The 19,824-nt window shown below is 66.6% G+C and carries 17 protein-coding genes; 8 read left to right on the forward strand and 9 right to left on the reverse strand.

Features of this window, described 5'->3' with window-relative positions; genetic code table 11:
* Positions 1–91 precede the first annotated feature (91 nt).
* Both ilvN and GOSPT_RS08665 read right to left on the reverse strand, forming a co-directional pair.
* Positions 92–592 carry an acetolactate synthase small subunit gene (ilvN, locus tag GOSPT_RS08660; RefSeq protein WP_005205228.1) on the reverse strand — a complete coding sequence of 167 codons (501 nt, stop codon included), beginning with the start codon at positions 590–592 and terminating at the stop codon, positions 92–94.
* Positions 589–2,559 carry an acetolactate synthase large subunit gene (locus GOSPT_RS08665; protein WP_005205229.1) on the reverse strand — a complete coding sequence of 657 codons (1,971 nt, stop codon included), beginning with the start codon at positions 2,557–2,559 and terminating at the stop codon, positions 589–591. The genes ilvN and GOSPT_RS08665 overlap by 4 nt, the downstream gene beginning before the upstream one ends.
* Positions 2,560–2,895: 336 nt before the next feature.
* Between GOSPT_RS08665 and GOSPT_RS08670 the strand changes: the two genes are divergently transcribed.
* The 3 genes from GOSPT_RS08670 (at position 2,896) to ilvD (ending at position 7,006) form a co-directional block, all read left to right on the forward strand.
* Positions 2,896–3,405: a PH domain-containing protein gene (locus tag GOSPT_RS08670; protein WP_005205231.1), complete on the forward strand. Its 510-nt coding sequence runs from the start codon at positions 2,896–2,898 to the stop codon at positions 3,403–3,405.
* A gap of 84 nt (positions 3,406–3,489) precedes the next feature.
* Positions 3,490–4,833 (forward strand): magnesium transporter, encoded by a 1,344-nt coding sequence (mgtE, locus tag GOSPT_RS08675; protein WP_005205232.1) that lies wholly within the window; start codon positions 3,490–3,492, stop codon positions 4,831–4,833.
* Positions 4,834–5,161: 328 nt separating this feature from the next.
* Complete coding sequence (gene ilvD / locus GOSPT_RS08680) at positions 5,162–7,006, forward strand: dihydroxy-acid dehydratase (RefSeq protein ID WP_039855265.1); 1,845 nt, start codon at positions 5,162–5,164, stop codon at positions 7,004–7,006.
* 102 nt (positions 7,007–7,108) lie between these two features.
* Here ilvD and GOSPT_RS08685 read toward each other — a convergent pair whose 3' ends face one another.
* Positions 7,109–8,311 (reverse strand): DoxX family protein, encoded by a 1,203-nt coding sequence (locus GOSPT_RS08685; RefSeq protein ID WP_005205236.1) that lies wholly within the window; start codon positions 8,309–8,311, stop codon positions 7,109–7,111.
* A 187-nt stretch (positions 8,312–8,498) separates the two neighbouring features.
* On the opposite strand from GOSPT_RS08685, the gene GOSPT_RS08690 reads away from it, so the two are divergent.
* The 3 genes from GOSPT_RS08690 to GOSPT_RS08700 all read left to right on the forward strand — a co-directional run bounded on the left by GOSPT_RS08690 (position 8,499) and on the right by GOSPT_RS08700 (position 10,951).
* Positions 8,499–9,668 carry a PQQ-dependent sugar dehydrogenase gene (locus tag GOSPT_RS08690; protein ID WP_082946522.1) on the forward strand — a complete coding sequence of 390 codons (1,170 nt, stop codon included), beginning with the start codon at positions 8,499–8,501 and terminating at the stop codon, positions 9,666–9,668.
* Positions 9,669–9,788: 120 nt separating this feature from the next.
* On the forward strand, positions 9,789–10,517 hold the full coding sequence (locus GOSPT_RS08695) for a TNT domain-containing protein (RefSeq protein ID WP_005205240.1): 729 nt from the start codon (positions 9,789–9,791) through the stop codon (positions 10,515–10,517).
* A complete protein-coding gene (locus GOSPT_RS08700; RefSeq protein ID WP_005205243.1) occupies positions 10,514–10,951 on the forward strand; it encodes an Imm63 family immunity protein in 438 nt (145 codons plus the stop codon). The genes GOSPT_RS08695 and GOSPT_RS08700 overlap by 4 nt, the downstream gene beginning before the upstream one ends.
* 15 nt (positions 10,952–10,966) lie before the next feature.
* Here the strand turns inward: GOSPT_RS08700 and gatB are convergent, their stop codons facing one another.
* The 4 genes from gatB to GOSPT_RS08720 form a co-directional block, all read right to left on the reverse strand.
* The gene (gene gatB / locus GOSPT_RS08705; RefSeq protein WP_005205244.1) at positions 10,967–12,469 is read right to left on the reverse strand and encodes an Asp-tRNA(Asn)/Glu-tRNA(Gln) amidotransferase subunit GatB; all 1,503 of its coding nucleotides are present in this window, start codon (positions 12,467–12,469) and stop codon (positions 10,967–10,969) included.
* A 91-nt stretch (positions 12,470–12,560) separates the two neighbouring features.
* Positions 12,561–13,595 (reverse strand): ATP-dependent 6-phosphofructokinase, encoded by a 1,035-nt coding sequence (locus GOSPT_RS08710; RefSeq protein WP_005205247.1) that lies wholly within the window; start codon positions 13,593–13,595, stop codon positions 12,561–12,563.
* Positions 13,596–13,753: 158 nt separating this feature from the next.
* Positions 13,754–14,449: a response regulator gene (locus GOSPT_RS08715; RefSeq protein WP_039855305.1), complete on the reverse strand. Its 696-nt coding sequence runs from the start codon at positions 14,447–14,449 to the stop codon at positions 13,754–13,756.
* Between the two features lie 10 nt (positions 14,450–14,459).
* Entirely contained in the window at positions 14,460–15,794 is a 1,335-nt protein-coding gene (locus GOSPT_RS08720) for a sensor histidine kinase (protein ID WP_082946528.1), read from the reverse strand.
* 181 nt (positions 15,795–15,975) lie between these two features.
* Between GOSPT_RS08720 and GOSPT_RS24045 the strand changes: the two genes are divergently transcribed.
* Together GOSPT_RS24045 and GOSPT_RS08730 are read left to right on the forward strand one after the other, a co-directional pair.
* On the forward strand, positions 15,976–16,692 hold the full coding sequence (locus tag GOSPT_RS24045; RefSeq protein WP_174273039.1) for a hypothetical protein: 717 nt from the start codon (positions 15,976–15,978) through the stop codon (positions 16,690–16,692).
* Positions 16,689–17,915 carry an alpha/beta-hydrolase family protein gene (locus GOSPT_RS08730; protein WP_005205257.1) on the forward strand — a complete coding sequence of 409 codons (1,227 nt, stop codon included), beginning with the start codon at positions 16,689–16,691 and terminating at the stop codon, positions 17,913–17,915. Before GOSPT_RS24045 ends, GOSPT_RS08730 begins: the two co-directional genes overlap by 4 nt.
* Here GOSPT_RS08730 and gatA read toward each other — a convergent pair.
* Entirely contained in the window at positions 17,867–19,366 is a 1,500-nt protein-coding gene (gene gatA, locus GOSPT_RS08735; protein ID WP_005205259.1) for an Asp-tRNA(Asn)/Glu-tRNA(Gln) amidotransferase subunit GatA, read from the reverse strand. The two genes, GOSPT_RS08730 and gatA, sit on opposite strands and share 49 nt — an antisense overlap.
* Positions 19,363–19,692, reverse strand: coding sequence for an Asp-tRNA(Asn)/Glu-tRNA(Gln) amidotransferase subunit GatC (gene gatC / locus GOSPT_RS08740; RefSeq protein ID WP_005205262.1), 330 nt, complete (start codon positions 19,690–19,692; stop codon positions 19,363–19,365). Before gatC ends, gatA begins: the two co-directional genes overlap by 4 nt.
* Positions 19,693–19,824 lie beyond the last annotated feature (132 nt).

A 19,824-nucleotide genomic window follows, 5' to 3' on the forward strand; every position in this document is an offset into this window, starting at 1 on the left:
TTCCCTTCGATATCTACTTGTGCCCCAGTCGAAGTGGTCTTGCGGCCGGGGCTCGTATGTTGTCTTACGACAGGTTGTTTTCTTCAGAACGTCAGCGGTTGGCCGACATGCTCTTGGGTCCTCGACCCAGTGTGACCGCACCGGACTGGGCGATCTCGCGGATGCCGTACGGATCGAGCATCCGCAGCAGGGCCTCCAGTTTTTCCGACGTTCCGGTCGCCTCGATGGTCAACGACTCGGGCGAGACGTCGATCACCTTGGCGCGGAACAGATTCACGACCTCGATGACCTCACTGCGCACCGAAGCGTCGGAGCGCACCTTGACCATCATCAGTTCGCGGGACACCGACGACGCCGGGTCCTGCTCGACGATCTTGATCACATTGATCAGCTTGTTGAGCTGCTTGGTGACCTGCTCGAGTGGGAAGTCCTCGACGGAGACCATGATGGTCATTCGCGAGACACCCTTCATCTCGGTCGGGCCGACAGCGAGCGACTCGATGTTAAATCCGCGGCGCGAGAAGAGCGACGACACGCGCGCGAGAACACCGGGCAGGTCCTCGACCAGAACGCTCAGGGTATGAGTACTCACTTCCGACCCTCCTGGCCGAGATTGGTCTGCTGGTTGACGATTTCGTGGATCTCGGCGACGTCTTCGGCGGCCGACTCGTTGTCGTCGAAGAGCGGCCGGATGTCGCGGGCGGCCATGATCTCGTCGTTGCCGGTACCCGCTGCGACCATCGGCCAGACCTGGGCGTCGGCGCCGACGATGAAGTCGATGACGACCGGGCGGTCGTTGATCTCACGCGCCTGGGCGATCACGTCGTCGACGTCGGCTTCGTTCTCGACACGGAATGCCGCGCAGCCCAACGCTTCCGCGAGCTTGACGAAGTCGGGGATGCGCCGCGAGTGGGTCGAGAGGTCGGTGTTGGAGTAGCGCTCCTCGTAGAAGAGCGTCTGCCACTGACGGACCATGCCGAGGTTGCCGTTGTTGATCAGCGCCACCTTGATCGGGATGCCCTCGATCGCGCAGGTGGCCAGCTCCTGGTTGGTCATCTGGAAACAACCGTCACCGTCGATGGCCCACACCTCGGCGTCGGGATCGGCCATCTTGGCGCCCATCGCCGCGGGAACGGCGTAGCCCATCGTGCCGAGACCACCCGAGTTCAGCCACGTACGCGGCTTCTCGTAGGAGATGAACTGTGCGGCCCACATCTGGTGCTGGCCGACGCCCGCGCAGTACACGGCGTCGGGGCCCGCGAGCTGCCCGACGCGCGAGATGACGAACTCCGGCGACATCGAACCGTCGGCGGGACGGTCGTAGCTCACCGGGTAGGTGCGGCGGATGCGGTCGAGGTAGGCCCACCACTCGGTGAGATCCTGCGACGTGTCGCTGGTGGCACGCTCGTTGCGCAGCGTCTCGATCAGATCGGAGATGACAGCCTTGCAGTCGCCGACGATCGGGACATCGGCGACGCGGTTCTTGCCGATCTCAGCGGGATCGATGTCGGCGTGGATCACCTTCGCGTCGGGCGCGAACGACGCCAACTGTCCGGTGACACGGTCGTCGAAGCGCGCGCCGAGAGTGATCAACAGATCCGAACGCTGCAGTGCCGCAACGGCTCCCACGGTGCCGTGCATGCCGGGCATGCCGAGGTGCTGCTGGTGCGAATCCGGGAACGCTCCGCGAGCCATCAGGGTGGTGACGACGGGGATGCCGGTCAGCTCGGCAAGTTCGAGCAACTCCGGCGATGCGTTGGCCTTGATGACACCGCCACCGACGTAGAGCACGGGGTGCTTCGCGGCGTTGATCAGTCGAGCTGCCTCACGAACCTGCTTGCCGTGCGGCTTGGTCACCGGACGGTAGCCGGGCAGATCGATCTGCGGCGGCCACGAGAAGGTGGTCTGCGCCTGCAGGATGTCCTTGGGGATGTCGACGAGAACCGCACCGGGACGGCCGCTTTCGGCGATGTGGAACGCCTCGGCGATGATCCGGGGGATGTCGATGGCGTTGCTCACCAGGAAGTTGTGCTTGGTGACCGGCATCGTGATGCCGGAGATATCGGCCTCCTGGAACGCATCGGTGCCGATAAGTGCCCGGCCGACCTGGCCGGTGATCGCCACGACGGGGACCGAGTCCATCTGCGCGTCGGCCAGCGGCGTGACGAGGTTGGTCGCACCGGGACCCGACGTCGCCATCATGACTCCGGCGCGACCGGTGACCTGTGCATAGCCGGTGGCAGCGTGACCAGCACCCTGCTCATGACGAACGAGAACGTGCCGCACCTTCTGCGAGTCGAGAAGCGGGTCGTAGACCGGCAGAACAGCGCCGCCGGGAATACCGAAAACCACCTCGACGCCGAGCTCCTCGAGCGATCGAACCACCGACTGCGCACCGCTGACCCGCTCGGGTGCGACGGTGTTCTGCGGCACGGCGCGGAGCGTGCCCGCCGCCGGTGATTGTTCGCGCAGCACGTTGGCTGCGGTGCCATTACTCTTGGCTGCGGGCTCGGTTGTGGCATCGGCCCCGCTGGCGGCGCGTGCTGTTGGTGCGCTCACTGCACGGTCCTCACATCTTCTGTTCGGCGTCCTGCGACGGACTGGGATTCGATTGACTTGTGATTGCGCATGGAGATCGGTTCACCATGTCGTTGACAACAAAAAACCCCCGACAGCAAGGCTGTTCGAGGGTGGCGCGTCGATGCTGGTTGGGTCTACGAAGTGACCGATCAGGCGACGACGCGCCGGCCGATTACTACGAGAAGATCCTTGTGCATCACGTTGTTCACGGTAGGGCTGTGCACATCACTGAGTCAAACTACGGACACCTGAGTCCCACATCGTGGGAAAGCACTGCGTGGACGGGCCGTCTGGCGAGGATGACACAATGGGGTCGTGCCTTCGTCTGACCAGCCGACTTCCAGCGACCTCCCCGACGACGTCCCCCCGAGCGAGGACCTGTCTCGCGAGGATCACCTGTCACACGAGGACTCCTCGGCAGAGGATGCGGTCGAGTTGCCACAGGCTTTCCGGGTACAGAAGCTGGCCTATTTCGCGGTGCCAGCGGCGTTCATCGTCGCGATCATCCTGGCGGGCACGTCACTGGTGTGGCTCGGCTGGACACTGATCATCCCGATCCTGCTCGCCCTGTGGATCGCTCGAATCCGGACTGTCGTCACCGAGGACGGGATCACCGCGGTCGGCACGTTCCGCACCAGGCGCATCGCGTGGTCGGACATTGCGGGTCTGCAGTTCTCCAAGTGGGGACCCGTCCGGGCAGTGCTGTCCGACGGCTCGAAGGTCCGATTGCCTGCGTTGATGTTCCGCGACCTGCCACTGCTGTCCGCCGCGAGTCGCGGCCGAATCCCCGATCCATACGCCGCCGCGGCCGCAGCAGAATCCTGACGCCCGAGATCCTGATGCGCAGAATCGTGCCCAGCAGTCATCGTCAACCCGCCCGAACCCGGCCGTCGCGTTAAGGTTCTTCAGGTGGCAAGCCCCACCGTTTCCGCCCACGACATCGACGACCTCATCGACGCGGGCGAGCTGGCCCAGACGTCGGCATACCTTTCGACCCTTCCCCACCACGACGTCGCCGCCATTCTGGACAGACTCCCCCGCAAGCACAGCGGTATCGCGTTTCGGCTGCTACCCAAGGACGTAGCCGTCGACGTCTTCGACGACCTCAGCCCGCGGTCGCAGCGCCACCTGATCGACGACCTCGGCACCACTGCGGTCGCCGAGGCGTTCGACAATCTCGATCCCGACGACCGCGCCGAACTGCTCGACGAATTGCCCGCGGCCGTCGCCAACACGTTGATCGCAGACCTGACACCCGAAGAACGTGATGCCACCGGCGTCGTCCTCGGCTATCCGCGCGGTTCGGTCGGCAGGCGGATGAGCCCCGAAATCGTCCATGCCTACGTCGACGAACCGGTCGCCGCGGCTCTCGCGCGTGTGAAAGAGCGCGGCGCCGAGGTCGAGACGATCTACACCATCCCGGTGATCAACCACCATCGCGTCCTCGAGGGTGTGGTGAGCTTGCGCGATCTCCTGCTCGCCGAGCCCGAGACCCCGGTCGGCGATCTCATGCGCAAACCCGTCGCTGCTGCCGCCGACGACGACGCGGAGTCGACTGCGCAACGCTGCGTCGACCGCGGCATCCTCGCCATGCCCGTCGTCGACAGCGAGAACAGGGTCGTCGGGGTGCTGACTCTCGACGACGCCGTCGAAGTCATCGAGCAGGCCCGAGACGTCGACGAGGCGCGTGCCGGCGCAAGCGAGCCGCTCGACGAGCCGTATCTGCTCGCCTCGGTCTTCTCCATCACCCGATCACGGATCGTGTGGCTCTTCGTCCTTGCCATCTCGGCGATCCTCACCGTCAACGTCCTCGAGATCTTCGAGGCGACGCTCGACGAGATGGTGGCGCTTGCGCTGTTCATCCCCCTTCTGACCGGCATCGGCGGCAATACCGGTTCGCAAGCCGCGGTGACGGTCACCCGAGCACTCGCCGTCAACGACGTCGCACCTCGGGATGTGGCCCGGGTGGTCGGCAAGGAGTTCCGAGTGGGACTGACACTCGGCGTCAGCCTCGGGCTCGTCGGATTCGTCGTCGCGGGCCTGGTCTACGACTTCCGCATCGGCACGGTCATCGGCGTGACCATCGTGTCGATCTGCACCATGGCCGCGACGGTCGGCGGGCTCATGCCGCTGATCGCCAAGTCGATCAAAGTCGACCCCGCAGTGTTCTCCACTCCGTTCATCTCGACCTTCTGCGACGCAACCGGCCTCCTGCTCTACTTCATGATCGCCAAATCGGTGTTGGGTATCTGAGTCGCGGTACATGCACCGCCGGGCGGCCGACGCGCGCGGGCCGTCGGCCGAGATCTGTTTTGTTCCCGCACGTCAGCGGGGAGTACCGTTGATGAGCGAACCCGCTTCGCCACGCCCATCGGAGTGACGACGCGAGTTGGCTCAGCCCAGTCGAACCCGGTGCGGACCCGCCGAGGTGTCAGGCCAGACGAACGTTTCCGACGCACACGAAAACGGTGAGCGAATATTCGCGTCTGGTGTGGCGTTGAGACATCCACAGCGCCGTAGTCGGCGCATCGCGAGTCCACACGGTCCGCCTCGCGCGGACACCGAACGATCGAGGAATCCCATGCCAGCCCTGAGGTCGCGAACCACCACCGTCGGACGAGAAGCAGCCGGAGCCCGCTCACTGTGGCGTGCCACCGGCATGACCGATGACGATTTCGGCAAGCCGATTGTCGCCATCGCGAACTCGTACACACAGTTCGTGCCGGGCCATGTGCACCTCAAGAACGTCGGCGAGATCGTGGCCGACGCTGTTCGCGCCGCGGGCGGCGTTCCCCGCGAGTTCCACACGATCGCCGTCGACGACGGCATCGCGATGGGTCACGGCGGCATGCTCTACTCGCTGCCGAGCCGCGAGATCATCTCCGACTCCGTCGAATACATGGTCAACGCCCACACCGCCGACGCGCTGGTGTGTATCTCGAACTGCGACAAGATCACTCCCGGCATGCTCAACGCCGCGATGCGCCTGAACATCCCGACCGTCTTCGTCTCGGGTGGCCCGATGGAGGCTGGCAAGGCCGTGATCGTCGACGGTGTCGCGCAGGCGCCCACCGACCTCATCACCGCGATCTCGGCGTCGGCGAACAACGACGTCGACGACGCGGGCCTCACCGAGGTCGAGCGGTCGGCCTGCCCGACATGCGGCTCGTGCTCCGGCATGTTCACCGCCAACTCCATGAACTGCCTGACCGAGGCACTGGGTCTGTCGCTGCCGGGCAACGGCTCGACGCTGGCCACACACGCCGCGCGCTACGACCTGTTCAGTCGCGCGGGCACCACCGTCGTCGAGGCTGCTCTTCGCTACTACCGCGACGACGACGACTCGGTGCTCCCGCGCAGCATCGCGACCACGACGGCCTTCCGCAACGCGATGGCACTCGACGTCGCGATGGGCGGCTCGACCAACACCGTGTTGCACATCCTCGCCGCCGCGCAGGAGGGCGAGGTCGCCGACTTCGATCTCGACGTCATCGACGAGATCAGCCGCAACGTGCCGTGTCTGTCGAAGGTCGCACCCAACTCCGACTACCACATGGAAGACGTCCACCGCGCCGGTGGCATCCCCGCCATCCTCGGTGAATTGCGTCGTGGCGGACTGATCGACGACACCGTCTCCACGGTGCACTCGAAGACCATGGCCGACGCCCTCGACGACTGGGACATCCGCGGCGGCAAGGCCACCGACGCCGCGATCGAACTGTTCCACGCCGCGCCAGGTGGCGTGCGGACCGTCGAACCGTTCTCGACGAAGAACCGGTGGAGTTCACTCGACACCGACGAAGAGGGCGGCTGCATCCGCGACGTCGAGCATGCGTACACCGCAGAGGGCGGATTGTGTGTGCTGCAGGGCAACCTGGCCGAAGACGGAGCCGTGCTCAAGACCGCGGGCATCAGCGAAGACCTCTGGCATTTCCAGGGTCCCGCGCGCGTCGTCGAAAGCCAGGAGGAGGCCGTGCAGGTCATCCTGTCCAAGACGATCCAGGCAGGCGAGGTGCTCGTCGTGCGCTATGAGGGCCCGTCCGGCGGCCCGGGCATGCAGGAGATGCTGCACCCGACCGCCTTCATGAAGGGCACCGGCATGGGCAAGAAGTGCGGGCTCATCACCGACGGCCGGTTCTCCGGTGGCTCGTCGGGTCTGTCGGTCGGCCACATCTCCCCCGAGGCCGCCGCGGGTGGTGTCATCGGTCTGATCGAAGACGGCGACCCGATCCTCATCGACGTCAAGACTCGCGCGTTGAAGGTGCTCGTCGACGACGACGTGCTCGCCGAGCGTCGCGCCAAGATGGAGGCCTCCGAGCGTCCGTGGCAGCCCAAGGACCGCCAGCGCACGGTGACGACTGCGCTGCGCGCCTACGCCAAGCTGGCCACCTCCGCTGACAAGGGCGCTGTTCGCCGAGTCGACTGAGAGTCTGGGCGTCTGAGCGTCCGGCGTACAACTCCAACAAGAAGGGCCCGACCAACTGGTCGGGCCCTTCTTCATTGCGTTGGTGTCTTTACAGCGGGGCTGTCAGCCCGGGTTGCCCGGAGAGGTGAACGGGTCGGTGCCGTTGCAGAAGATCCAGATCACGCACGCGACGGCGATCCCGACGACCAGCCACAACACCGAGCCGATGAACGGTCTGCGGGCCCAGCCACGCGGATAGTCCAGTGAGTAGAGCCCCGGCCCGGTGAGGATGATGGCGGCGGCCGCCGCGGCCATCATGAGCTCGAACTCGACGCCGCTTGCGCTCGCGAAGAACTCGAACCCACCGGCGAGCGTTGTCTTGAATGCGGCTGCCAGCAGCATCACCGCGAGAATCGCCGACGCCCCGATCGGCGTGAGCAGCCCGACGATCACCATCAGACCGCCGATCGTCTCGGCGAGCGCGATACCCGCTGCCAGCGGCTTGGCGGCGTCCGCTGCGAATCCGATCGCGGGGTTCGCGGGATTGAGGAGTTCATTCTGGAACCCGTCGAGACCTGTGCCGGTCCACCAACCGAACAGGTGTGACAAACCGTGCGCCATCACGACGACTCCGACGGCCACGCGTAACAGCAGCAGCCCGAGGTCGAGGGTGCCGCGTCGCACGCGCGGCTCGGCGACCGCGAGCGACTCGTCATGGTCGGCGTGTACCGGCGCAGGCACTGCGTCGACGTCGGCCCGCGCACTGCTGAATCTCGCTGTATCGACGGGCTCAGGAGTGGCGGGGTCGACGGGTTCGGCCGTCGCGGAGTCGGCGGCGTCGTGTTCGGGTTGAGGGGTGGCCGTATCGATGATCGCGGTGTCGTGACGCTCGGTCGAGGCGGCGGTGACCGGGTGGGCAACGTCCCCGTGCTCGCGCGCAGGTTCGGGCGTTGCGGGCTCGGAGCTCGCGAAACGTTCGGTCGCGGCGTCGTCGATACGTTGCGGCGCGGGCCTGCGGCGCCGTCGATGCCCCGTCGCCCCCGCGGCCGACTCTGAGGACACTGCTGCCGGCGGCGTCGGCTTCCCAGCGGGTGGGGTCGTGGCGGAGAACGGGCGCGTCTGCACCTCGTCCGGATCGAGATCGTCGAGTTCGTCGACGCGAGTCATCCGTCCACGAGAGTGCCTGTCGTAGAAGGCATCACGGTCGTCGGCAGGACGTTGTTGGATGGGGATCTGCCCGGTCGTCTCGTCGTACGGACTCGCGGAGTCGCCGTCGGAACCAACGTAGGGTTTGTTGCTGCCCGTCTCCGCGTTGCCTGCCGCCACGCGCCCGGTGCCGCTGCCTGAACTTCCCCTCAGACCGCGATCGTCGGAGTTCGACGCCGCTCCGGAGACGTCGTCGGTAGAGGCCCGGTCGTCTCGTTCAGTCACACAGTCGACTGTAGAGCGTCGCCGACGGGCCACCGCCCAACAGCGCGCGGTGAGTCGTCGACCATCGCCTACTGTGGTGTGCATGCGAGAGGGGCGGAACAAGCGGCATCGAACCGCCGGATCCCGGCGGGTGCGCCTGTGGGCACTGCTGACGGGGGCGATCATGCTGGCGGCGGTCGTACTCACCGGGTGCGCAGACTTCTCCGCTCAGGACCGCGACCGCGCGGCAGGCGACTTCTCGGCCAACAACGATGCGCCCCAGAATCAGCAGCAGACGCCGACCCCCGAGCCCAGCACCCCGGAGAATCAGGGTCCGCCGCCGACAGGCCCGTGCGTCGACCCCGACCCCCAGGTCATCGCCACATGTCTCGCGTCGACCGGAGGACTCATGCCCGGCGACGATCAGGCGACCACAACGGTCGTCGCCGAACGCACGACGGGCAAACTGATCACCGCCAAGCGCTATGGACCGCAACGAGCGATCGCCTCGTTCGACGTCGACGGCTCGGGCGACGGCGGACTCGTCGACTTCGCGTTGTCTCCGACGTACAGCCAGGACCGGCTCATCTACGCCCTCATCACCACCCCGTCGGACAATCGCGTGGTCCGGATCGCGCCGGGCGACGTCGCCAAGCCGATTCTCACCGGGATTCCGAAGGGTGCCACCGGAAACATGGGGGCTTTGTACTTCCGCTCCCCCACCGAGCTCCTCGTCGCGACGGGCGATGCGGGTGATCCGTCGGCGGCGGCAAACCCTGCGTCGCTCGCGGGCAAACTGCTGTCCGTCACCTCGTTCGGGTCGGGCGCCAATCCGCCACCGAAAGTCGTCGCCTCCGGATTCGGATCGAACGTGGCACTGTGCCACAACGACACCGGAGCGCTCTACGTCGCCGATCGCACCTCGACCGAGGATCGCTTGCAGATCGTCGAGTCGGCCGGGCCCAAGGTGCTGTGGACGTGGCCGGACAAACCCGATGTCGCGGGTTGCGCGGTCTCATCGGGCCAGATCTTCGTAACCACCACGCGCACCCAGCAGATCCTCGCGCTCACCGAACCGACACGAGAGAAGCCGACGATCACTCCGCCTGCCGTCGTTCTCGAGAAGCGTTACGGCGCTTTGGGTCGGATCGTCAGCTCCGCAAGTGGCGCAATGCTTTTCGCGACCGTGAACAAGGCGTCGGGCAAGCCTGTCGCCACCGACGACCGCGTCGTGCGCTTCATTCCGCCCGCGTCGTCGGAGAATCGGACCTGAGGTACGAGCCTCGTTTTCCGTCACCCGTTCGTCGTACGGATTTCGCGATACTGCCGATCGGTGACATGGGCGCGCTCTACGCTGCCTTCACCACTGATCATTCAGCGAAAGGCACGGCCCATGCGTCGTCGCGTTCTGGTTCTCGTACTCTCGTTCTTCCTCGCCCTCGCATTCGGGTCTGCCGGTGTGGCCACCGCGGCACCGGGTTTGGGCTCCTCCGATTTCGGCAGTCTCGGCGGCATCCCCGGCCTGCCGGGCACCTCGGCCGGCTGTTCGGCGGAACTCTACAGCCCGGGCGATTGGCGCCTCGGCCCGAAGGAATTCGCCACGGAGGCGCCGGTCGGACCTCAGTTGGCCGGCTATAAGCGCCTCGGCAACTTCACCGACGGCAAGGACTTCCTGACCAAGTGGTGGGACCCGGACGCGAAGCCCAAAGCAAACTGGCGCTATCCGGAACAACAGGGGTACGTTATCAGGAACGGCAAGCCCATCAAGCACCGCGCCGCGCTGGACGTCGGCAAGAGCATCGACCGGTACGGCGGTGAGGGTGGCAACTTCTTCGCACCCACCGGCACGAGTTACATCAAACGGTCACTGCCGCCGTCGAATCTCGTCAACAGCTCCAGCCCCCGGTATTGCAACTACCACGTGTACCGCGTGGTCAAGCAACTCCCGATCTACACCGGCCCGATCGCACCGGCCTTCGAACAACCCGGTCTCGGCACTCAGTACGAGGTGGTCCCACAGCTTCTGCCGAGCCGCCCGGAGTGTGGAACCGACGTCAACGTCGGCTGGCTGCTGTGCGCCGGATACCTGCTGCAGACGTTCCCGCCGGTGACCAGCGGATGACCGGTATCGACAGCGGGCTCGGCGAGTCGATGACGACGCGCATCGTCGAGCTCGGCCGTCGTATGGGGGCGACCACCGACGACCTCCCCGAGCTGTCACGTCTGCGCGACGACGGTGTTCCATCATGCTGGCAGCAGGACGGCGTGTGGCATCTGACGGTCAGAGAACGTGCACGCATTCTCTCCGACCGACAGACCACCTCTGCCGACGAGTTTCTCTTCTTCGTCGCCGAACAGATATCGGATGCGAAGTCGCGACGACTGCACCCGCCCGGCACCCCGGATTTCCGCAGGGTGTCGTGGCAGGCGCAGTACGACATCCTGCACGGCGTCGACCCGGAGTGGGCAGACACGTGGCTCGGTCAGACGCGGTCACGACTGGTCGACGCCGGCGTCGACGACGATGTGCTCGCGCTTCTTCCAAACGCGAGCTGATCGGCTCGGGCGTCGTCAGGAGCAGGCGGCGATGACCAGTTCTTTCACACGAGCCGGGTCGGCCTGACCGCGCGTCGCCTTCATGACGTCGCCCACGATCTTGCCTGCGGCCGCAACCTTGCCGCCCCGGATCTTGTCGGCGATGTCGGGGTTGGCGGCCAGTGCCTCGTCGACGGCCTTCTGCAGTGCGGAGTCGTCGCGCACCACCTCGAGGCCACGGTCGGCCACGATCTGCTCGGGTTCGCCCTCGCCGTCGAGCACCGCGACCGCGACCTGCTGCGCGAGCTTGGTGGTCAGCTTGCCCTCGTCGACGAGTCCGATGACCGAGGCGACCTGCGCCGGAGTGATGGCCAGATCGGCGAGTTCGACCTCGCGCGTATTGGCCTGTTGCGCGAGGAATGACACCCACCAGCCGCGCGCGGCTTCGGGAGCGGCACCCGCATCGACGGTCGCGATGATGAGGTCGACGGCGCCGACGTTGACCAGGTCACGCATGACCTCGTCGGACACGCCCCACTCGGTCTGGATCCGCGCGCGTCGCACCCACGGCAACTCAGGCAATGCGCCTTGGATCTCGGCCACCCATGCCGAATCCGGTTGCACGGGAGGCAGATCGGGCTCCGGGAAGTAGCGGTAGTCCTCCGCGGTCTCTTTACGACGCCCCGCCGAGGTGGTGCCGTCGGATTCGTGAAAGTGACGAGTCTCCTGCACGACCTCGCCGCCCGATTCGAGAACCGCTGCCTGCCTTCGCATTTCGTAAGTGACGGCGACCTCGACACTCTTGAGCGAGTTGACGTTCTTGGTCTCGGTGCGGGTGCCGAACTCGGAGGCATCCTTGCGCATCAACGACACATTGGCGTCGCAGCGCAGCGATCCCTGATCCATGCGGACGTCCGAGACGTCGAGTGACTTGAGGAGATCTCGCAACGCCGTGACGTAGGCGCGCGCGACCTCGGGTGCGCGCGCTCCGGCACCGGTGATCGGCTTGGTGACGATCTCGACGAGCGGCACACCCGCGCGGTTGTAGTCGAGGAGGGAGTGGTCGGCGCCGTGGATGCGGCCGTCGCCACCCACATGCAGCGACTTGCCCGTGTCCTCCTCCATGTGAGCGCGTTCGATCTCGACACGCCAGGTCGTTCCGTCGGAGAGCGCGACGTCGAGGTATCCCTCGTAGGCGATCGGGTCGTCGTACTGGGAGATCTGGTAGTTCTTCGGCTGGTCGGGATAAAAGTAGTTCTTCCGCGCAAAGGTGCTCGACGGCCGGATCGAACAGTTCAGCGCCAGTCCGATGCGTATCGCGTACTCGATGGCCTTGGCGTTGGCCACGGGGAGTGATCCGGGCAGGCCGATGCACACCGAGCACACCTGCGTGTTGGGATCGGCTCCGAAGGCGGTCGGGCACGCACAGAACATCTTGGTGTCGGTACCGAGCTCGACGTGCACCTCGAGTCCCATCACGGGATCGAACTTCTCGATGACCTCGTCGTAGTCCATCAGTTCGGCGGTCGCGGCAGTCATGGCGTCCAGTTTATGCGTGCGCGCATCGCCCGGTCGGTCGGGTCGTGTGCATCGACGGCGCGCATCACCGAGCCGCGCCGAGCGGGGCCCGTCAGCCGAAGATGACCCGCATTTCCTGATACTGGGCCGCGGGGACCTGCTTGTGGTTGGCCAGCGCCTCGTCGAAGGTGGTGCGCTCGATCTCGGTGCCACGCAGCACCACCATCTGCCCCCAGCCCTTGTCGGCGACGAGATCGGTCGTCGCCATGCCGAGTCTGGTGGCCAGGACGCGGTCGAACGCCGTCGGCACTCCACCGCGCTGTACGTGGCCGAGCACGGTTGCGCGGGTCTCGATTCCGGTGCGCTCCTCGATCATCGGGGCGAGGACCTCGGCGATGCCGCCCAGTCGGGGCCGGTTGAAGCCGTCGAGCCCCTTCGTCGAATGTGCGGTCTCCATCTCGGGCAGTTTGAAGCCCTCGGCGACGACGACCATCGGTGAGCGACCGCGGTTCTTCACGCTCGTCACCCAGGCGCAGATCTGATTGAGACTCTCGGGATGCTCCGGGATCAAGATGGCATGCGCGCCGCCCGCGATTCCGGAGTGCAATGCGATCCACCCCGCGTGACGGCCCATCACCTCGAGCACCATGCAGCGTTTGTGCGAGTTACCGGTGGTACGCAACCGGTCGATGGACTCAGTCGCGATCTCGACCGCGGTGTTGAAACCGAACGTGTAGTCGGTCGCGGCGATATCGTTGTCGATGGTCTTCGGCACGCCGACGATGTTGATGCCGTCTTCGAACAGGCGCTGCGACGCTGCGGCCGTGCCATCGCCGCCGATGGCGATCACACCGTCGATCTCGAGGTTCTTGAGGACCTTCTTGATGTTCTCCGCGCCACCGTCCGGCTCGGAGTACGGACCGAATCGACTGGTACCGAGGATGGTTCCGCCCTCGTGGCTCAGACCACGCACACGGGCGCGGTCGAGCTCGATGATGTCGCCGTAGACGAGTCCGTACCAGCCGTCACGAAAGCCGACGAACTCCTGCCCATAGACGGTTTCTCCCTTGAGAACCGCACCGCGGATGACCGCATTCAGACCCGGGCAGTCGCCTCCGGAGGTGAGAATGCCGTATCTCTTCGCCATGTCTCTTCGTGCCTTCCGCCGTCCGAGTTGCCGCTATCCGAGTTAGCCGCCGGGGTGAACGCTCACTGGTGAACGCTTACTTGGGTGAACGCTGTCCAATCTAGTTGGCCGTCGTGCCGTGCGCCGTGCGACAGCGAATGCCGTACAGCCGGTGTTCATCACTTCACACCGTGCTCGTAGGCGTAGACGACGGCTTGGGCGCGATCGCGCAGGCCGAGTTTTCCCAACAATCCACTCACATGTGTCTTGACGGTCTGCTCGGTGACGTACAGTTCGCCCGCGATCTCGGCGTTCGACTTGCCCTCGGCGACCAGTTCGAGCACCTCACGCTCGCGCGGGGTGAGGGATGCGAGTTCCGGCGATGAGGTGCGGCGCTCACGCCGCGAGGTCACCTCGGCGATGAGTCGGCGGGTGATCGACGGCGCCAGCAGCGCATCGCCCGCCGCGACCACCCGCACAGCCCGGACGAGCTCGTCGGCGGGCGCATCCTTGAGCAGAAATCCCGACGCCCCGATCCGCAGCGCTTCGTACACGTAGTCGTCGATGTCGAAGGTCGTCAACATCAGCACGCGCGTCTTGCCCGCGGCGCCGTTCGCCGGAACGCCTGCGCCCGTACCGGATTCGACGCCCGCCTGACTCGCCAGGATGCGCTGCGCCGCCCACAACCCATCGCGCCTGGGCATCCGCACATCCATGAGCACTACGTCGGGGCTCACCCTGGCGCACAGTTCGACGGCCTCGACGCCGTCGGCGGCATCACCGAGCACCGAGAAGTCGGGTTGGGCGGCGAGCAACGCCGAGAATCCCTGTCGGACCATCGCCTGGTCGTCGACGATGACAAGCGTGATCGGCACCGGATGCACGCTACCTTTCTGCATCCGAAGAATCTGTATTTGATGAATCTGTATTTGATGAAGCAGTGGGGTCCGATGATGCGGTTGGGTCCGATGAAGTGATCGCGCGCTGGTTTCCGGTGGGAACCCACGCGCGGACGGCGAATCCGCCGTCAGGGGTGAGCGCGGTGACGAGTGATCCGCCGACGCTGCGCGCCCGATCGGTCATACCGGGGATACCGGCTCCGTTGCCCGCAAGATCCAGCGGCGGTTCGGTGCCCGGCCCGTTGACGACTGCGAGTTCGAGCTGACCTTGTGCACCGTCGCGCAGCCAGATGTCTGTCCGCGCTCCCGGCGCATGGCGGGTGGCGTTGGCCAGGGACTCCTGCACGATCCGATACACGGCCAGACCCGACGCCTCGCCGACGTCCGTTCCGGGCGTCGCCAGATGCAACTGCACGTCGGCTCCTGCCCGACGTGTCGCCTCAACCAACGACTCGATGTGTTCGAGCCCGGGGTTGGGCGCTGTCCGCGCACTCGACGCATTTGAGGTGTCGTCGGGTTCACGCAGCACGCCGAGGAGCTGGCGCACCTCGTCGAGCGAGGTGCGCGCCGCCACGGCGATCGCGTCGAATTCGGCCGCAGCGGCGTCGCTGACGTCGGGCAGTCGATACCGAGCGGTCTGCGCCATCACCACCACCATCGACATCCGGTGGGCAACGACGTCGTGGAGGTCACGCGCGATGCGTGCACGCTCCTGCAGGACGGCCGCCTCGGATTCCGCCGCCTTGGTCTCCTGGGTGCGCTCGGCCAGCTGCCTACGAGATGCCAGCAGCCCGCGCACAAGGGCGATGACGATGGCACCGAACGTCAGACCGAAGATCCATCCCGGCCGCTGGTCGTCGGGGGCCGAATTCGTCATCACCAACGTCGACGCCAACCAGATCACCGGCAGCCACCGGAGCGGGCATCGGAGTGCGGCCATGAACGACAGCACAAGGATTGCGATGATGTGCGTCACCTGGATCGACCACGGCCACCCGCCCACCGTGGGAACCACCGACCCGATGATCATCGCCGCGAGCAACGAGATCGCCCATCCCACAACGGGAGCCGACCACCCCAGCGCAACCGGCCATGCGATCGCCGCGGCCACGGCGGGCATCGCGTACGCCGGAACGTCGTGCGTCAGGCTCGATGTCGGCCATGCCACAGCGAACAGCACTGCGGCACACAGGAAGAAGAACACATTCGCGCGCGACGAAAAATAGCGTCGCACATCGGGATCCGACAGCGCGGGAATAGCGCGCACCTCGTCGACGAGGGCGGAGCCGGCCTTACGGAGCCCGGTCCGCACGTGCTTCATCATCAGATCACCTCGTCGTCCACCGTAGGCGAGTCGGCTCACGATGTCCTCATACCCAAGAGGGAGATCGGGGTCGCTCTGCGGTAGTGGGTCGACGACAGCGGTCACCGCGAATGGACTGTGCGACAACCCCACTCGCGGCCGATGTGGGTTGGTGCTCCGCATTTCTAGCGTCGATGACATGACTTCGAGCCACCGACTCCCCCATCGCACCCACCGACGTCGACGCTGGTCAGCCGCACTTCTGCTCGTCAGCGTCGCCGCGTTCGCCACCCTCCCCATGACGCCTGCCGGCCACGCGGCCGCGCAGTCGGCGGTCGCTTCGACGTCGAACACCGACACCTCCGACCACACCGCAACCACCGAAGACCCCGCGGCGGCCGCGGTCGTCAGGCGCCTTCTCGACGGCAACGGCGCCGGGGCACTAGCTGCCCTCCCACCCGACTTCGCTCCGACGATGGGGTACCGACCGGTGCTCGACGACGGCAAGGCGAGCAATCCTCATGGCGGCTGCTCGTCACCGGTCCCCATGCCCGCGTCGTTCGAACCACTCTGTCGCACTCATGATTTCGGCTATGACCTGCTGCGCTACTCGGCGCGGGTCGGCCATCCGTTGGGCGCCTGGGCGCGACTTGGCCTCGACACGTCGCTCGTGACGCGGATGCGTGAGACCTGTCACGACCCGCTGTGCGGGGGTGCGGCCGAGCTGGCACGCGTAGGACTCGGACTCAACACCTGGCACGAAGGCGAGGGCCCGCCACAAGACCGCAACAACCTCCTCACCGCGACGTTCTCGGCGATCGGACACCTCGTCCACGGCGATATCCACGGCGATCCCGACCGGAACAGCGACGCCGAGCGCGATGGCGCACAGGCACCGTCGGGGGCGACACGATGACGATCCCGGGGACCGATCGAGCACTCACCGCGCCTTCACCACCCCATCCGGCGATCGCCTGGGCGATCGTGCTCGCCGCCGGGGTAGGTCTCTGGCCGTCTCCTCTTCCGCGGACGCCGTGGCTCGCGGGCGTCGTGGTCGCCGTATGCGCCGCCGTTGCCGTGAGCGCCACGATGGTCGGGCTCAGACTGTGCCATCGTTCGCGGCGTGCGACTCGATGGTCACCAACCATCGCGGCGGGTGCGTTCCTGACGGTCGCGGCCGCGGCAAACATGTGGTGGCAGAACGGGATTCGCAGCGAGCTGGGCTACGCCCCGGTCGGCATCGAGTGGTTGGCGTTCCTGATCGGGCCGACACTAGCGGTGGTCGCCGCGATCGTCTGGCTGCCACGGCTGAGCGCGCTGGCCGTGGCAGGCGCCGTTTCAGTTGTCGCCGGACTGCTCACGCCCGCCTCGGGCACAGCGTCGGCGTCGACGTTGAGCGCCCAGGTGACCAGCGCGCGCGACGCGAATGCCCTTGTGCAGCAATGGGTCGACGCGGGCGGCCGCGGCGACGACGCCGTGCTGATCGCGGTCCCGACGGGCTCGGGTTGGATCGACGCCGGTGCGGTCACCGCGATCGGTGAACGCGTCGGCCGGATGCACACCATCACGCCCCGCTACGCGTCGACGCAGTCGTGGCGGGCGTTCGTCACCGACCGGGACGCCGCCGGACGCGCGTCTGTCGCTGTCGTTGCGGCAGTGACCTCCGCACTCGATTCCGTTCCCGCACAGCAACGTCCGCGCATCATCCTGTACGGCCAGAGCCTCGGCGCGATCGGAGCGGAGACGGCGCGGGTCTGGGCCGACGACCATCGACCCGGCACTGTCAGTGCCACCGTTCTCTCCGGGGTTCCCGCGGACACCGTCGCGACGCACACGCACGGATCGCCGCGCATCGTGATGGCGAACGCGACCGATCCGGTGACCACCTGGTCGGCGGCGGAGATCTGGCGCACTCCGTCACGCCCCTCCGAGACGGTCACTGTCGGCAAACCCACCCGCCGCGTCCCGTGGCTGCCCGTGGTGACGTTCGTGCAGAACTCCGCCGACCTCGCGGGATCGCTCGACGGTCCCGCAGGCGTCGGCCACCGGTACTCGGGGCTGGATCAGGCCCGAGGCCTGCCCGGAACCGATCAGACGATCGGACCGCGGGCGGCCTCGTATGCAGCGCCCACCCGGTAGAGCCGGTCGTCGGCGAGTGCGGGAGCCATGATCTGCAGTCCGACGGGCAGCCCGTCGTCTGCCGACAGACCCGACGGCACCGACATCGCCCCGACACCCGCAAGATTCACCGGGAGTGTGCACAGGTCGAAGAGGTACATGCTCAGCGGATCGTCGACCTTGTCGCCGATGGGGAACGCGGTGGTCGGCGTCGTCGGCGAAACGAGGACGTCGACGCTCTCGAACGCCGTCGAGAAGTCGCGCGCGATCAGTGTGCGGACCTTCTGTGCCTGGCCGTAGTACGCGTCGTAGTAGCCCGACGACAAGGCATAGGTACCGATCATGATGCGGCGCTTGACTTCCGGACCGAATCCGGCCTCGCGTGTCAGTGCCATGACCTCTTCGGCGCTGTGCTTACCGTCGTCGCCGACGCGCAGCCCGTACCGCATGCCGTCGAAGCGAGCGAGGTTCGACGACACCTCACTGGGGAGGATGAGGTAGTAGGCGCCGAGAGCGTAGGTGAAGTGCGGGCAGGAGACCTCGACGACCTCGGCGCCACGCTCGGTGAGCGTGGCGACCGCCTGCTCGAACGAGGCGAGCACGCCGGGCTGGTAGCCCTCGCCCTGCAGCTCGGTCACGACGCCGACCCGTACACCCGTCAGATCACCGGACGCTCCGGCACGTGCGGCGCCGACGACGTCGGGTACGGCAACGTCGATCGAGGTGGAATCGCGCGGGTCGTGTCCCGCGATGACCTCGTGCAGCAGCGCGGTGTCGAGGACGGTGCGGCCACACGGGCCACCCTGATCCAACGACGACGCGCAGGCGACGAGTCCGTAGCGGGACACCGTGCCGTAGGTCGGTTTGACGCCGACCGTCGCGGTGACGGCGGCGGGCTGACGGATCGAGCCACCGGTGTCGGTGCCGATCGCCAGCGGCGCCTGGTACGACGCGAGCGCCGCGGCGCTGCCACCGCCGGAACCGCCCGGAATGCGCGAGGTGTCCCAGGGATTGCGCGTCACCTGATAGGCGGAGTTCTCGGTGGAACTGCCCATCGCGAACTCGTCCATGTTGGTCTTGCCGAGGATCGGGATGCCCGCCGCACGCAGCCGCGCGGTCACGGTCGCGTCATACGGAGGAACCCAGCCCTCGAGGATCTTCGAGCCGCACGTGGTGGGCGCGTCGGTCGTGGTGAACACGTCCTTGAGCGCGAGCGGCACGCCGGTGAGCGGCGACGACGCCTCACCGGCCGCGACAGCGTCGTCGGCGGCCTTGGCGGCGACGAGCGCCTCGGAGCCACTCACATGCAGAAACGCACCGAGCTGGTCGTCGATCTCGGCGATGCGGTCGAGGTGCGCCTGGGTGACCTCGACCGACGAGAGCTCTCGGGACGCGATCTTCTCGCCGAGTTCTGCGGCCGAGAGTCCGGTGATGTCTGTGGCGGCGCGGGTGGCCGGTGTCCGAGAACTCACTGTTCCTCCCCCAGGATCTGCGGAACGGCGAACCGGTCCTGCTCGACGGCGGGCGCACCGGAGAGCGCCTGTTCGGTGGTCAGGCCGGGCTTGACGACGTCTTCACGCAACACGTTGGCCAGCGCCGCCGGGTGGGCGGTCGGGGGAACGTCGTCGGCAGCGACCTCGGAGACCTGCGCGACATGCGTCAAGATCGAATCGAGCTGTTGCGCATAGAGATCGAGCTCGTCGTCGCTCAGCGCGAGCCGCGACAGCCGCGCCAGGTGCGCGACCTGCTCACGCGAGATCGTCGAGCCTGCGTCCTTTGACCCAGATCCGTCAGACATTTGAAGAGATCACGTCCTTCCTCACCAGCAAACCCACCGGCATCGGTGACAGCGCACCGACAACCCCATCAAGCCTAGGCGACGACGCTCTCGGCCGATTCGACGCGGTCCTCGACGATGAACTTCCCGACA

It is taken from the genome of Gordonia sputi NBRC 100414 (genome assembly GCF_000248055.1).
GTDB lineage: Bacteria > Actinomycetota > Actinomycetes > Mycobacteriales > Mycobacteriaceae > Gordonia > Gordonia sputi.